Raw genomic sequence first — 14,471 nt, 5'->3', positions numbered from 1 at the left:
GGCATGGCTTTGCAGAGCACTCCGGGTCGGGCAGGCGGCTTGATTTCCTATTTCACCCGGCACCGGACGCTTGCCAACCTTTTGTTTGTGTTGCTGATCGTGGCGGGGCTGGTGGCATCAACCCGCATCCGTGCGCAGTATTTCCCCGATGTGATCGTGGCCGAGGTTCAGGTCTCTGTCGCATGGAGTGGGGCAGGGGCCGAAGATGTGGACCGCGCCATCGTGCAGGTACTAGAACCTGCGCTTCTGGCGGTGGACGGGGTGACAAATGCGGTATCGCGCGCGGGCGAAGGCTCTGGGCGCATTGTGCTGGAGTTTGAACCGGGGACCGATCTGACCCAAGCCGCCGAAGATGTGCAAACGGCGGTAAACTCGGTAAACAACCTGCCGTCCGAGGCCGAAGAGCCGCGCATCACCCGCAGCCAGTGGCGCGATCAGGTGACAGATGTGGTGATCACCGGCCCGGTGGGGGTGGATCAGCTGGCACGCTTTGCCGATGAATTTGTGGGCCGATTGTTTCAGATCGGCGTGACACGCACCACCATTCGCGGCATGGCCAATCCGCAGACGGTTGTCGAGGTGCCCTCGGTTGCGCTGATCCAGCATGATATCACCATGCGCGAGATCGCCACGGCAATTGGGGCGGCGGTGCAGACCAATCCGGCAGGCAATGTGGGCGACGGATCGGCACGGGTGCGGACCGGGACAGAGCGGCGCAGTGCGTCTGAAATCGCGGGCGTGGTTTTGCGCAGCCTGCCCGATGGGACCAAGCTGACGGTGGGCGATATCGCCACGATAAGCGCTGTCGGAGCCGATTCAGGGCGCGCTAGTTTTGTGGGCGCAAACCCGGCGATGACCGTGCGTGTCGACCGCAACGCCGAAGGTGACGCGATCCGGATGCAGGCCGGGGTAGCGGATGTCGCTGCCGAGATGCAACTTTCCTTGCCACCGGGGGTAACGGTTGATCTGGTTCGCGCGCGGGCAGAGCAGATAACCGACCGGCTGTATCTGCTGCTGGACAACGCTCTCAGCGGTCTGGCTCTGGTGGTTTTGCTGTTGTTCCTGTTTCTCAATGCCCGCACGGCGCTTTGGGTTGCGGCGGGGATACCGGTGGCGATGCTGGCGGCCGTGGCGGTCATGTATGCCGCAGGGCTGACGCTGAACATGATCTCGTTGTTTGCGTTGATCATCATGCTGGGGATTGTGGTGGATGATGCCATCGTGGTCGGCGAGCATGCCGATTTCCGGGGCCGCACCTTGGGCGAAGACCCTGTGGTGGCGGCAGAGCGCGGGGCGATGCGCATGGCGCAGCCGGTTATCGCCTCGACCCTGACGACGGTAATTGCGTTCTTTGGTCTGGTGGCGATTGGCGGGCGCTTTGGCGGGATGATCCGCGACATTCCGTTCACGGTGATTGCGGTGCTGATCGCGTCACTGGTCGAGTGTTTTCTGATTTTGCCCAACCACATGGCCCATGCCATCGCCAAGGCGCGGCAGGAAAAGTGGTATGACTGGCCGTCACGTCAGGTGAACCGTGGTATGGTCTGGTTTGGTGAGAATGCTGTCAAACCCCTGATGCGATTGTTGATTGTGGCGCGTTATCCCGTGCTGGCGGCGTCGGTTGCACTGTTTGCAGCCTCGGCCGCGCTGTTTATCCGGGGCGATTTGCCGTTCCGGTTTTTCAACGCGCCGGAACAGGCGTCGGTTACCGGCAATTTCTCGATGCTGCCGGGGGCTGATCGTAGCGACACGCTGGAACTGATGCGCGAAGTGCAGCGCGCGGCCGAGGCGGTGGGCGCGCGTTTTGAGGCCGAGCATGGCGTGAACCCGATAACCTTCGCCATGGCCGAGATCGGCGGATCGGGCGGGCGGGGCTTGGCCAGTGCAGAGGGCAAGGATGCTGATCAGCTGGGCAGTATCTCTATAGAGCTGATCAACCCCGATGCGCGGCCCTATTCCAGCAATGTCTTTGTCTCGGCCTTGCAAGATGAAGTGCGTGGCCATCCGTTGATGGAGGAGTTGTCTTTCCGGGGCGGGCGCTTTGGGCCGGGTGGCGATGCGTTGGCGATTGACCTTTACGGCGCAGAGGCCGCGGGCCTGAAGGCCGCCGCCGAAGCGTTGAAGGCGCGGCTGGCAATCTACTCGGAAGTCTCGGCGCTGGAAGATTCTCTGGCCTATGACAAAGAAGAACTGATCTTGAACCTGACCCCGCTTGGCCAGTCGCTTGGCTTTGCGATTGACGATCTGGGTCGTACGTTGCGCGACCGGCTGAACGGGATCGAAGCCGCCACATATCCCGATGGTCCGCGTTCGGCGTCGATCCGTCTGGAACTGCCGCCCCGCGAACTGACAGCCGACTTTCTGGATGCTACACTGATGCGGACCCGCGCGGGCAGTTACGTGCCGCTAGCCGATATCGTGACGGTAGAGCAGCGGGCCGGGTTCTCGACCATCAGGCGTGAGAACGGCTTGCGGATTGTCTCGGTTTCGGGCGATCTGGCCGAAGATAACCCGGCCCGCGCAGCGGAAATTCAGGCCACCATCCGTGAGACGATCTTGCCCGAGATTGAGGAGCAGTTCGGCATTGAAAGCCGTCAGGGTGGGTTGGTGCAGCAGCAAAATGAGTTTCTGGGCGATGCGGGAACGGCAGTTATTCTGTGCCTTTTGGGGATATACCTGTGTCTTGCGTGGATTTTCGCAAGCTGGACCCGTCCGTTGGTGGTGATGTCGGTGATCCCCTTTGGCCTGATCGGCGCAATGTGGGGGCATTTCCACTGGGGCGTGCCGCTGTCGATGTTCTCGATTGTGGGTCTGATCGGCATGTCGGGCATTATCATCAACGATTCCATTGTTCTGGTCTCGACCATTGATGAATATGCCGAAAAACGCGGGTTGATTCCGGCGATCATCGACGGCGTGGCAGATCGCTTCCGCGCCGTCCTGCTTACCACGATGACCACCGTGTTCGGCCTGTCGCCGCTGTTGTTCGAGCGCAGCTCACAAGCCGAGTTTTTGAAGCCCACGGTGATCACGCTGGTTTACGGGCTGGCGTTTGGCATGCTGCTTGTGCTGGTGATGGTGCCTGCGCTGATGGCGGTGCAGGCCGATATCGGCAAGCGGTTCCGCGCGTTGTCGCGTGGCACCCGGCGCGGGCCGCGTCTGGTGTTGCTGGCGTCCGCTGGTGTGCTGCTGGCGCTGTTCGCGGTGACGCTGGCCCCGGCGGTGCTGGCACCGTGGGTTGAGGGCGTAATGCCCGGCCTGCCTGCACTGTCGCGCAGCGTGGCGTTTGGGGTCTTTGCACTGGGGGCGGGGGTGGTGACGCTTGCCGCCTACTGGATCGCTTGCTGGACCCCGCGCCGTCGCTGACCCAGCGAGCGGGCAGTTCAGTCTGCGGGGCAGCCCTTGACCTCAACCGCGCGGCCATTGCCGCCGATGACGGTCAGAACAACTTCGCTGCGGTTCAGTGCAAACGGACGGCCCGAGGGTGGCACCATGTCGGCCACTGCGGTCAGCTTACGTCCGTCCCGGCGTACCTGCGATTCCGATACCCAAACGTCTGAGATGCCGGATTCGAAAATCACCACCTCATCTCGGCCCTGTGCGGGCAACTCCATGCGGGCTGTGATGCGCATGCCGTCGCGGATCGGTTCCAGCGTGCAGCTGATGCGCGTCAGTCCCGCTTCGGTTCCGGTTGAAGGGCGGGCCTTCAGCGCCGCATTGATGGTGTTGTCATTGCGACCCGGCGCGGGCAGCGCAGTGCCCAGCAACAGCGTGGCAGGCACGCAGATATCCTTGCACACCCCCAGATCAATCGACGCCATCAGCCGCACAGGCTTGCGCGGGTCTCTGGGCGTGACCTCGATCGGCAAGACCAGTTGATCGTGATAGCCGACCGTCTTCATGCCATTGGTGCGGAACACATCGGGCGCGGGCCAGTGGAACCGGACCGACCCGACATTTTCAGATCCGGTCCAGTCAAAATGCGGCGGAATGCCCGCATCACCCGGCGCGCGCCAATAGGTCTTCCAATTCGGGGCAAGCTGCAAATGCAGCGCCGCCATATGGGTGCCCGACGCGGTTTGCCAGCCGGAACGGAACTCTCCCCGCACCACATCAGTTTGCGCATGCGCAATAGTGGCGGCGGCGGGGGCAAGGGCGAGACAAAGGGCAATGGCGCGTATCATGGAACGGAAGATAAGCAGTGGCGTCCGAATGGGAAGTCACAAAGACGGGAAGCGGATGTAGCACTTGGGACTTGAGGCAGAGCTGCATCAGCGCCATGTTGACGCAAAGGCACAGTTCGGAGCGGCAGGAATGGAGCTTGGCGGCAAATTATTGATTGCGATGCCCGGCATGGGTGACCCGCGCTTTGACCGCAGCGTGATCCTGATTTGTGCCCATTCAGGCGATGGGGCGATGGGTCTGATCGTAAACAAACCCACCTCGGATCTGAATTTTTCCGGATTGCTGGACCGTCTGGATATTTCCCGCTCACCCGAGGGACGTGACATTCGCGTGCATTTCGGTGGCCCGGTCGAGCGTGGTCGCGGCTTTGTGCTGCACTCGACGGACTACCCGCACGGTCCCTCCACCATGAGCGTGCCCGGCGGCTATATGATGACCGCAACGCTGGATATTCTGGAAGCCTTGGCCATAGGCGACGGCCCGCAAGCTGCGCTGCTGGCACTGGGCTATTCAGGCTGGGGGCCGGGGCAGTTAGAGGATGAGATTCTGCGCAATGACTGGCTTTTGGCAGATGCGCCTGCCGATCTTGTGTTTTCTGTCGACGATGGGACGAAATGGGTCAAGGCATTGAAAACGCTTGGGATCGACCCGCTGACCTTGTCAGCGACAGCGGGCCGCGCCTAGGGGATTCTGCCCCTACTCGCCATACGGCACCCAGACCGTTTTCACCTCGGTCGCCTGCCGCAAAAAGGCCCGGCCCTCGGAGTCCGGGGCAAACCAGTCGCGAGCGCGACCATGGTTGACCCATGTGCGTTTCAGGTTGCTGGCCGATTCTGCCTCTATGATCTCTGACACGGGCGAGGAAGAAAAGCTCCAGACCGCATCGATATCCATATGCCCGGCAAGCGGTTTGGCCAGATCGGCATGCGCGCCGGTGACGATGTTCACCACACCGGCAGGCAGGTCAGAAGTGTCCAACACCTGATAAAAATCGGTAGCCGACAGCGGGAACGGCTCACTTGGCACCAGAACGCAGGTATTGCCCATCGCAATAGCAGGTGCCATGGTCGAGATCAGGCCCAGAAGCGGGGCCTCATCCGGGCAGAGCGCTGCAATCACGCCGCAAGGTTCGTTCATCGCCAGCGCCACGCCCCGGATCGGCACCGATTTCACCGCACCGTCAAACTTATCAGCCCAAGCGGCATAGGTGAACAACCGGGCGATCGCGGCCTCAACCTCGGCGCGTCCGTCCTTGCCGGTCTGGGCTTTCAGGCGGGCCGCAAACTCATCCGCGCGGGCCGACATATTTTCGGCGATGTAGAACAGGATTTGCGCGCGGTTGTGCGCTGTGGTCCGGCCCCAGCCTTTGGCCGCATGTGCCGCCTCGACCGCGTTGCGGATGTCCTTACGGTTGCCAATGCCGACATGGCCCAGCAGCGTGCCCTTGGGGCTGTAAACCGGCTTGGAATAGCCGCCATCAGGCCGGGCCTGCTTGCCGCCGATGAACAGCTTGGCGGTGCGGTCCAGCCCAACAACGCCGGCCTCCTTTGGCGCGGGAGTGGTAGGGATGGGCTTGATCTTGCTGGATTTCCCCGAGGGGCGCAGATAGGCAAGCAAGCCCTCCCATCCGCCCTCACGACCAAAACCCGATTCGCGCACGCCGCCAAACCCGGCGGCGGCATCGAACATATTGGTGCCGTTCACCCAGACCACACCGGCACGCAGCTTGGGCGCGATATCAAGGGCAAGGTTCACGTTCTCGGTCCAGACCGTTGCCGCCAGCCCGTAGCGGGTGTTGTTGGCCAGTTCGACCGCCTCGGCAGGGGTTCGAAAGGTCATGCTGACCAGCACCGGGCCAAAAATTTCTTCCTGCATCAGGGTCGACGCAGCCGACAACCCGGTTATCAGTGTCGGCGGATAGAAACACCCCTGCGGAAGGGGTGTATCAGCCACGTATTTGTCGCCAGCTGACGCGTTGACCAGCTGGGTGATCGCGTCAAGCTGAACCGGGTCAACCACAGCGCCCACATCAATGCACTTGTCCAATGGGTCGCCGATGCGCAGGCCGTCCATCCGGCGCTTCAGCTTGGCATGGAACCGCTCGGCTACGCCTTCCTGAACCAAAAGGCGGCTGCCTGCACAGCAGACCTGCCCGCCGTTGAACCAGATTGCATCGGCCAGCCCTTCGACCGCCGAGTCGATGTCGGCGTCATCGAACACGATATAGGGCGATTTGCCGCCCAGTTCCAAGGTCAGCGCCTTGCCGGTGCCTGCGGTCGCTTTGCGGATCGCCTTGCCAACAGCGGTGGAGCCAGTGAAGGCGATCTTGTCAACGCCGGGATGCGCAACAAGCGCCGCCCCGGTGTCGCCATCGCCGGTGACAATGTTCAACACGCCAGGTGGCAGGCCTGCCTCATGGCTGATCTCTGCGAACAAAAGCGCGGTCAGCGGAGTGTATTCGGCGGGCTTGAGCACAACCGTATTGCCCGCAGCCAAGGCCGGGGCCACTTTCCACGCCAGCATCAACAGCGGGAAATTCCAAGGGATCACCGCAGCGCAAACCCCCAAGGGCTCGGTGCCCGGCAGTTCCACCGGCGCCAGTTGCGCAAGGCCAGCATGATAGTAGAAATGTCGCGCCACCAGCGGCAGGTCGATATCGCGGCTCTCGCGGATCGGCTTGCCATTGTCCATCGTCTCCAACACAGCCAGCAGACGGGCATGCTTTTGCACCAGCCGTGCAAGGGCATACAGATACCGCGCCCGCTGATGGCCGGAAAGCCGCGCCCATTTCGGTTGCGCCCGGCGGGCGGCCTCGACGGCGCCATCCACACTGGCCGCCGACCCTAGGCTGATCTGCGCCAGCAGCTTGCCGGTGGCTGGGTTCAGCGTGTCAAACAAGGTGTCAGGCGGTGTGAACGCGCCATTGATAAAATGGCCGAACCGCTGATCGTTCCGCGCTAGCCAGTCAAGCGCTTCGGCATTGGCTTCGGGGGCAGGGCCATAGGACATGGTGTCGAAAATCTCGCGCACAGAACTCACGGTCTGGTCCTTTCAGTAATCATCTCACGACGGCCAGACGGGATCACCCGGCCCGACCCTGCGCGCTCCGCGCGGGAGTGTTTTTGCCAAGATGAATGCGCCGGGATTTCATCTTGGCAAAAATACTCAAATGCGACGACAGGGATGGTGCAAGGCTGGCCATTCTTAGCCCATCGCATGGCGGTTGGCGGCAGAGTAGTGGCCGGTCAGGTGGTGCTCCAACTGGCGCTCGATATCGCCCAACAGACTGGAGGCACCAAAGCGAAACAGGTCTGGTTGCAGCCAGGGGTGGCCGAGTTCATCTTTCATCAGTGCCAGATACAGCAGCGCGTCCTTGGCCTTGGCAATGCCGCCTGCCGGTTTGTAGCCGACCTTGATGCCGGTCCGGTCCTGATAATCGCGGATGCAGCGGATCATGGTCAGGCTGACGGGCAGGGTGGCGTTCACGCCTTCCTTGCCGGTCGAGGTCTTGATGAAATCGGCCCCCGCCATCATGCAGATCAGCGACGCTCGCGCGACGTTGCGTAGAGTGCCAAGCTCACCTGTGGCGAGAATGGCTTTGACGTGCGCCTCACCGCAGGCGTCGCGCATCTCGCGCATCTCGTCATAGAGCGCCTGCCAGTTTTGGGTCAGCACATGGCGGCGCGAGATCACGATGTCGATTTCGCGTGCGCCCGCTGCCACGCTTTCGCGGATTTCCTGCACGCGCAGGTGCCACGGCGACAGGCCTGCCGGAAAGCCGGTGGAGACGGCGGCGACGGGGATCGTGGTGCCTTCAAGTGCGCGGACCGCTGTTTCGACCATGTCATGATAGACGCAGACCGCGCCGACGGTCAGCCCGTCCAACCCCAAAGCATGTAGGGTTTGAGCCCGTACCGGCTGGCGCGCCTTGGCGCACAGGCGTTGCACGCGGCCCGGTGTGTCATCGCCCGACAGGGTGGTCAGGTCGATCAGGCTGACGGCTTTCAACAGCCAGGCCGCCTGATAATCCTTTTTGACCGATCGTCTGCCGCCAAGGCTGGCTGCGCGGCGTTCGATGGCGGACGTATTGGCCTGCACCGATGCCACCCAATCCAGATCAAGCGCCATGCCGGGGTTGCGCTCGTGGGCGAGGTGAACAAGCTGGGTGGTTGTGGTGGGCACGTCTGGGGTAAGCGCGGTCACGGCAAGCCCTTTGCTGCAATGGGTTGCGGGCAATGTGCCACGGGTGCCGTCACCGGGCAAGCCTGACGCTGGAGATATTTGACCCTTTGGTCAGAAATCAGCCGGGGTCGCGGTCGTGCAGCAAATCCGGGTTCACACTGCTGACTTCGGGATCAAAGGTGGCCCATTCGGTGCCGACACCTGTCGGGGGCAGGTCTGACTTGTCAGTTGCGCGGTGCAGCTGCGCCTTGGCAATAAAGTTGGCGGTGATCGGGGCTGTCAGAAACAGAAACAGCGTGATCATCAGCTCGTGCCAGCTGACTTTGTTCTCATAGAACCAGAAATACAGCATCGACGCGATCAGCGCAGAGCCGACACCCAAGGTGGTGGCCTTGGTGGGGGCATGTAGGCGCTGCATCATAGTGGGCAGTTTCAGCAGGCCAAAACTGCCAACGATTGCAAAAATGCCCCCGATCACAAGCAGGGCCGCGAGGATGTATTCAAAGATCTGGTCCATACCATTCACTCGATGATGTCGCCGCGCAGGACGAATTTGCAATAAGCCACGGTCGAGACAAAGCCTGTCATCGCGAACAGCAACGCGGCTTCAAAGTTGACGCCAGATCCTGTCCGCATGCCGTAAAGCACGATCAGCGTCAGCACATTGATGACCATGGTATCAAGCGCAAGGATGCGGTCGGTCACGCCGGGGGCGCGGAACACGCGGTACAGGTTCATCGCCAGTCCAAGGCCAAAGCAGAGGAAGGCGAAATCGAGAGCGTAATTCAGGATCATTCGAATATCCTTTTCAGGCGGGCCTCATATCGGGTCTTGATGTCGTGGATCACCGAGGCAGGATCAGGCGCATGCAGCGCGTGGACCAACAGCACCCGGCCACAAGACGACATGTCAGAGGTGACAGTGCCGGGGGTCATGGTGATGGTGCCTGCCAGAATGGTGATGGCCTCCGGGCTTTTCAGGTCAATTGGCACCGCCAGCCAGCCCGAACGGATGTTTTCGTTGCGCATGAACAGTACGATCCGCGCCACCTGAATGTTGGCCAGAACGATATCCCAGATCACCAGAAGCACGTAGGCGGCAAAGGCCGGAATATGTTTCAGAGGTGGGCGGTTGGGCCAATAGGGGGCGGTCAGTTTTGGGATGATGATCGCAAGGATAACGGCCATCACAAGGCTGCCGATCTTGAACTGGTTGACCAGCAAGAGCCAGGACACGACCAGCAAAAGCGACAGCAGCGGGTGGGGAAAGAGGCGGCGCAGCATCTTACTTCACCTCGGGCAGTTGATTGGCGGCAATATAGGCAGACGGATCATACAGGCTGGCGGCAGTCGCCTCCATCCAGGTGATCACTGGCCCGGCAAAGACGGTCAGTACGGCAAGCCCTGCCAGCAAAGCGCCGACTGCGACAAAGGCCAGCACCTGAGCGGGATGGCCGGGCGCATCGCCGTCGGGGGCAGAAGCATGGGCCTTCCAGAACAAGGTAGACCCTGCACGGGCAAAGCCCAGAATGGTCATCAGCGAGGTGGCGAGGATGACCGACCAGACCAAAGCGGCCTGATCACGCAGCGCATCAAGCACCAGAAGTTTGCCGATAAAGCCCGACAAGGGCGGCATGCCCGCAGTGGCAATGGCAGACACCATGAACAGGCCCGAGATCAGACCCGCCTGTGCGATCGGTGGCAATGACTGGCGCAAACCATCATGTGCTCGGCGGTGAGCCACCAGATCGACGATCAGAAACAGCGCCGCCCCCGCAAGCGTTGAGTGTACCATGTAGTAAAGTGCTGCCGCCGTTGCCGCAGGTGTAAAGGCCGCGATGGCGATAAAGGCAGTGCCCATCGAGGCCACCGCGGCAAAGGCTGCCAGCCGCGACAGCGTGGTCGCGCCAAGAATGCCAAGCGCGCCAATGATCAGAGTCACAAGGGCTGCGGGCAGCATCAGATCGGCAATCAGGGTGCCCGTGATCGGATGGGTCGGCGGCAGCACGATCACGCCAAAGCGGATCACCGAATAGGCACCGATCTTTGTCATCACCGCAAACAGCGCAGCGACCGGGCCGGGGGCGTTGGAATAGGTGCCCGGCAGCCAGAATTGCAGCGGCACCAATGCGCCCTTGATGGCGAAAACCATCATCAGCATGACCGCGGCCACCCGGAACAGGGCGGCGTCGCCTTGCGACAGCTCGGCTGACTTGACCGCTAGATCGGCAATGTTCAGCGTGCCGGTTATCGAATAGATCGCCGCCAGCGCAAACAGGAACAGGGACGATCCGACAAGGTTGAAGGCCACATACTGAACGCCTGCGCGCAAACGGTCCTTGCCGCCCGCGTGGATCATCAACCCGTATGAGGCGATCAGCAGGATCTCGAAGAACACGAACAGGTTGAAGGCGTCTCCGGTCAGGAAGGCACCGCAAATGCCCATCAGCTGAAACTGGAACAAGGCGTGGAAATGACGCCCGCGATTGTCCCATCCCGAACCGATTGTATAAAGCAGCACGGCAACCGCAAGCACCGCTGTCAGTGTGATCATCAGCGCCGACAGCCGGTCCAGCACCAGCATGATGCCAAAGGGTGCGGGCCAGTCGCCCAGTTGGTAAACCTCTGGTGGTTCATGGCTGGCAACCACCAGCAAGGTCACGCTGACAGCCAGCAGACCCAAAACCGAAGCCAGCGAAAAGACGCGCTGCAACAACAGATCATTGCGCATCATCAGCACCATTGCCGCGCCGATGACGGCAGGCAGAAGGACCGGAACGGTGATCCAGTGGCTCATCATTTCTGGCCACCTTCAACCGGAGTGTCTTCGTCGTTCATGTCAACCTTGTCATGGCCAGCTTCAAGAAACGCCCCCAGCGCCATCATCACGATCACTGCCGTCATACCGAAGGAAATCACGATGGCCGTCAGCACCAGTGCCTGTGGCAGCGGGTCTGAATAGCCCGCGGCGTTGGAGGAATAAATGCCGGGCAGACCCGTTGCCAGACGGCCCGAAGTGAACAAAAACACGTTCACGGCATAGGTCAGCAGGGTCAGCCCGATGATCACGGGGAATGTACGCTGGCGCAGCATAAGATAAATGCCCGCTGCGGTAAGCGCGCCAATGGCGGATGCGACAAGAGCCTCCATCAGCGGGCCTCCTCGGAGTTAAGGGTGCGGCCTTCGGACGGGTCGATGTCAAAGGGCTGCACGTTCACGGTTTCGCCTGCCCGCAGGCCGATCCGCGACAGTGAGGCCAGCGCCAGCATCACCGCGCCCACAACGGTCAGGAACACGCCGATGTCGAACAAAAGCGCCGTGGCCAGTTCAAATTCCTCCAGCGGCCAGATGGTCACATACCCGAATGCCGAGGTAAGGAAGGGCATGCCGTTGAACCATGCACCGATGCCTGTGGCGGCCGCGATCAGCACGCCCGATGCGACCAGCGCGTGGTAGTCAACCTTTTGCCGCGCCGCTGTCCAGGCAAAACCCGAGGCCATGTATTGCATGACGAGCGCGATAGCGACGATCAGGCCAGCGATGAAGCCACCACCGGGTTCATTGTGACCGCGCAGAAAGATGAAGACCCCCACCAAAAGCGCAATCGGCAGCATCAGCCGCGTGGCAACCACCAGCATCATCGGGTGGCGGTCGCCCGCACGGCGCTGATCTGGCCGCCATGCCAGCAGCCGGTCATTGGCGGGGCCTGCGCGCAGCAAGGCTTCGGTCAGGGCAAAGATCACCAAGGCAGCGATGCCCAGCACGATGATTTCGCCAAAGGTGTCATAACCCCGGAAATCCACCAGAATGACGTTCACGATATTGGTGCCGCCGCCGCCGGATTTAGAATTTGCGATGTGGAATTCTGAAATCGGTGTGAAGGCCGGGTCGCGGATCATCAGCGCATAAGCCAGAGCGGCCACGCCGACGCCCGCAATGACAGCAATGGCCGCGTCCCATGTCCGGCGCAGGCTGGTGCTTTCCACCGGGGTCGCCTTTGGCAGGAAGTTCAGCGCCAGAAGCATGAGGATAATGGTCGCCACCTCGACCGAAATCTGGGTCAACGCAAGGTCAGGGGCCGAGAAATAGGCAAAGCCGACCGACACCATCAACCCGATAATCCCCACCAGAACCAGCGTCAGAAGGCGCTGGCGGTGATAGATCACGATGGCCAGTGTGGCCAGTATCAGCGACAGCCAGCCAAGCGCCGGAACCGGGTGAATTGCCATCAGCTCACGGGTACCGATCGCATGAGTTCCCGTGTCAAAGGCGTAATAGGCCGCGCCCGCAATCGCCAGCGTGCCAATCGCGATATAGCGGGTCAGCGCGCCATCATGCAGTGCATTCGAGAGGCGGGATGCAAAAGCGGCAAAGGGCTCGATGATGCCATCAAAGATCCGCTTGGCCTCGGGGCGGGGGGTGGCAAGCCACATCGCCATCAGGCGCGGGTGCATCCCCAGCAGCAGCAGGCCACCGCCGATGGCAGCCAAAGACATCCACAGCGCCGGGGCATACAGCCCGTGCCAATGGCTGATTTTCACCGCAATCTCTTGCCCGGTGACCGCGCCCGCCGCCGCGTTGACAAGCCAAGCGGCGGTCAGCATCGGAAACAGGCCGATCACGACCACCAACCCGGCCAGCAGGGCAGGGGCGGCCCAAAGACCAAAGCCGGGGTCATGGGGTTTGCTTGGGTAATCGTCACGCACAGGGCCAAGGAAGCCATGCGCGATGAAGCGGAAGCTGTAGGCAACCGAGAACAGCGCCCCGATCGTGGCCAACACGCCAAGCAGCCAAGGGTTTGCCATCCATGCGGTGTGGGCTGCTTCCTCCAGCGTCAGTTCCTTGGACAGGAACCCGTTCAGCGGCGGGATACCCGCCATCGACAATGAGGCGATGGTGACGATGGTAAAGGTAATCGGCATCAGCGTGCGCAGGCCGCCAAGGCGTTTCAGGTCGCGGGTGTGCGCCTCGTGGTCCACAATGCCCGCAGACATGAAAAGGGCGGCTTTGAATGTGGCGTGGTTGATGATGTGGAAAACCGCCACCGTTGCCGCTTCGACCGTGCCAAAGCCCAGAAGCATGGTGATCAGGCCCAGATGCGACACTGTTGAAAATGCCAGCAGGCCCTTCAGGTCATCCTTGAACAGCGCAATTTTGGCGGCCATAACCATGGTCACCAACCCGGTGGTGGCGACAATATAAAACCATTCCGGCGTGCCTGCCAGAACCGGCCACATGCGGGCCATCAGGAACAGCCCGGCCTTCACCATGGTGGCCGAATGCAGATAGGCCGAAACCGGGGTGGGTGCGGCCATGGCATGCGGCAGCCAGAAGTGGAACGGGAACTGCGCCGATTTGGTGAACGCGCCCAGCAAAATCAGGATCAGCGCGGGCAGATACCAGTCGGACGCCTGAATCGCTTCTTTGTTCTCCAAAATCACCGACAGGTCATAGCTGCCAACGATATTGCCCAAAATCAACATGCCCGCGATCATCGCAAGTCCGCCACCGCCAGTGACGGTCAGCGCCATCCGCGCACCTTGGCGCCCTTCGGGCAGGTGCTTCCAATAGCCGATCAGCAGGAACGACGACAGCGAGGTCAGTTCCCAGAACACCAGCAAAAGCAGGATGTTGTCGGACAGAACAATGCCCACCATCGCGCCCTGAAACAGCATGAGGTAAGTGTAGAACTGCCCCATCGGATCAGATTTCGCGAGGTAGAAGCGCGCGTAAAGAATGATCAGCAGCCCGATCCCAAGGATCAGGCCCGCGAACAACAACCCCAGACCGTCAAGAAAGAAATTGGCGTTCAGCCCCAGTGAAGGGATCCACTCGATCCGGGTCTGCACCACCTCGCCGCGCAAAACTGCAGGGGCGTTCAGGCCCAGAAGCAACAGGGCGAGCGCGGTGACAGAGCCTGTCACAATGGCACAGGCATTTTTGCCTGCGCGGATCATAAGGCCGGGGAGAAGCGCACCAAGAAAAGGCAGCGCAGCAATCAGGGCGAGTGACATGAAACGGGCGTTCCCTCGTCGTGGCGTGGCGTTTTTGCGTCGTTATCGTCGCGGCGGGTTTTTGCCGATCAAAGACCTCACAAAAACAATT

At 61.3% G+C, this 14,471-nt stretch carries 11 protein-coding genes; 2 read left to right on the top strand and 9 right to left on the bottom strand.

Annotated features, from left to right (window positions below; translation table 11 throughout):
- Positions 1–3 precede the first annotated feature (3 nt).
- The gene (locus tag Q8K08_RS03115) at positions 4–3,366 is read left to right on the top strand and encodes an efflux RND transporter permease subunit (protein ID WP_304798334.1); all 3,363 of its coding nucleotides are present in this window, start codon (positions 4–6) and stop codon (positions 3,364–3,366) included.
- Between the two features lie 17 nt (positions 3,367–3,383).
- Here the strand turns inward: Q8K08_RS03115 and Q8K08_RS03110 are convergent, their stop codons facing one another.
- Positions 3,384–4,184, bottom strand: a complete 801-nt coding sequence (locus Q8K08_RS03110) for a protein-disulfide reductase DsbD domain-containing protein (RefSeq protein WP_305249177.1) — start codon at positions 4,182–4,184, stop codon at positions 3,384–3,386.
- A gap of 130 nt (positions 4,185–4,314) precedes the next feature.
- On the opposite strand from Q8K08_RS03110, the gene Q8K08_RS03105 reads away from it, so the two are divergent.
- Complete coding sequence (locus Q8K08_RS03105; RefSeq protein ID WP_305249273.1) at positions 4,315–4,869, top strand: YqgE/AlgH family protein; 555 nt, start codon at positions 4,315–4,317, stop codon at positions 4,867–4,869.
- A gap of 12 nt (positions 4,870–4,881) precedes the next feature.
- Here the strand turns inward: Q8K08_RS03105 and Q8K08_RS03100 are convergent, their stop codons facing one another.
- The 8 genes from Q8K08_RS03100 to Q8K08_RS03065 all read right to left on the bottom strand — a co-directional run bounded on the left by Q8K08_RS03100 (position 4,882) and on the right by Q8K08_RS03065 (position 14,380).
- On the bottom strand, positions 4,882–7,194 hold the full coding sequence (locus Q8K08_RS03100; RefSeq protein WP_305249272.1) for an aldehyde dehydrogenase family protein: 2,313 nt from the start codon (positions 7,192–7,194) through the stop codon (positions 4,882–4,884).
- Positions 7,195–7,389: 195 nt separating this feature from the next.
- Positions 7,390–8,388 carry a deoxyribose-phosphate aldolase gene (gene deoC / locus Q8K08_RS03095; protein WP_370654112.1) on the bottom strand — a complete coding sequence of 333 codons (999 nt, stop codon included), beginning with the start codon at positions 8,386–8,388 and terminating at the stop codon, positions 7,390–7,392.
- A 97-nt stretch (positions 8,389–8,485) separates the two neighbouring features.
- Positions 8,486–8,884: a Na+/H+ antiporter subunit G gene (locus tag Q8K08_RS03090; RefSeq protein WP_305249176.1), complete on the bottom strand. Its 399-nt coding sequence runs from the start codon at positions 8,882–8,884 to the stop codon at positions 8,486–8,488.
- Between the two features lie 5 nt (positions 8,885–8,889).
- Positions 8,890–9,159 carry a K+/H+ antiporter subunit F gene (locus tag Q8K08_RS03085; protein ID WP_305249271.1) on the bottom strand — a complete coding sequence of 90 codons (270 nt, stop codon included), beginning with the start codon at positions 9,157–9,159 and terminating at the stop codon, positions 8,890–8,892.
- Positions 9,159–9,650: a Na+/H+ antiporter subunit E gene (locus Q8K08_RS03080; RefSeq protein WP_304798343.1), complete on the bottom strand. Its 492-nt coding sequence runs from the start codon at positions 9,648–9,650 to the stop codon at positions 9,159–9,161. The genes Q8K08_RS03085 and Q8K08_RS03080 overlap by 1 nt, the downstream gene beginning before the upstream one ends.
- Position 9,651: 1 nt before the next feature.
- Positions 9,652–11,163, bottom strand: coding sequence for a monovalent cation/H+ antiporter subunit D (locus tag Q8K08_RS03075; protein ID WP_305249270.1), 1,512 nt, complete (start codon positions 11,161–11,163; stop codon positions 9,652–9,654).
- Positions 11,163–11,516 (bottom strand): Na+/H+ antiporter subunit C, encoded by a 354-nt coding sequence (locus tag Q8K08_RS03070; protein ID WP_304798345.1) that lies wholly within the window; start codon positions 11,514–11,516, stop codon positions 11,163–11,165. Before Q8K08_RS03070 ends, Q8K08_RS03075 begins: the two co-directional genes overlap by 1 nt.
- Positions 11,516–14,380 carry a monovalent cation/H+ antiporter subunit A gene (locus tag Q8K08_RS03065; RefSeq protein WP_305249175.1) on the bottom strand — a complete coding sequence of 955 codons (2,865 nt, stop codon included), beginning with the start codon at positions 14,378–14,380 and terminating at the stop codon, positions 11,516–11,518. The genes Q8K08_RS03070 and Q8K08_RS03065 overlap by 1 nt, the downstream gene beginning before the upstream one ends.
- Positions 14,381–14,471: the final 91 nt, after the last annotated feature.

The sequence above is a fragment of the Pseudotabrizicola sp. genome, assembly GCF_030684215.1.
GTDB lineage: Bacteria > Pseudomonadota > Alphaproteobacteria > Rhodobacterales > Rhodobacteraceae > Pseudotabrizicola.
This window is presented reverse-complemented; position numbering and strand designations above follow the sequence as displayed.

Bases quoted from the DNA above. Each gene is read 5' to 3' on its own strand.
- Q8K08_RS03110 (WP_305249177.1), bottom strand. From the start codon at position 4,184: ATGATACGCGCCATTGCCCTTTGTCTCGCCCTTGCCCCCGCCGCCGCC.
- Q8K08_RS03115 (WP_304798334.1), top strand. From the start codon at position 4: ATGGCTTTGCAGAGCACTCCGGGTCGGGCAGGCGGCTTGATTTCCTAT.
- Q8K08_RS03105 (WP_305249273.1), top strand. From the start codon at position 4,315: ATGGAGCTTGGCGGCAAATTATTGATTGCGATGCCCGGCATGGGTGAC.
- Q8K08_RS03070 (WP_304798345.1), bottom strand. From the start codon at position 11,516: ATGGAGGCTCTTGTCGCATCCGCCATTGGCGCGCTTACCGCAGCGGGC.
- Q8K08_RS03100 (WP_305249272.1), bottom strand. From the start codon at position 7,194: ATGTCCTATGGCCCTGCCCCCGAAGCCAATGCCGAAGCGCTTGACTGG.
- Q8K08_RS03090 (WP_305249176.1), bottom strand. From the start codon at position 8,884: ATGGACCAGATCTTTGAATACATCCTCGCGGCCCTGCTTGTGATCGGG.
- Q8K08_RS03065 (WP_305249175.1), bottom strand. From the start codon at position 14,380: ATGTCACTCGCCCTGATTGCTGCGCTGCCTTTTCTTGGTGCGCTTCTC.
- Q8K08_RS03080 (WP_304798343.1), bottom strand. From the start codon at position 9,650: ATGCTGCGCCGCCTCTTTCCCCACCCGCTGCTGTCGCTTTTGCTGGTC.
- Q8K08_RS03075 (WP_305249270.1), bottom strand. From the start codon at position 11,163: ATGAGCCACTGGATCACCGTTCCGGTCCTTCTGCCTGCCGTCATCGGC.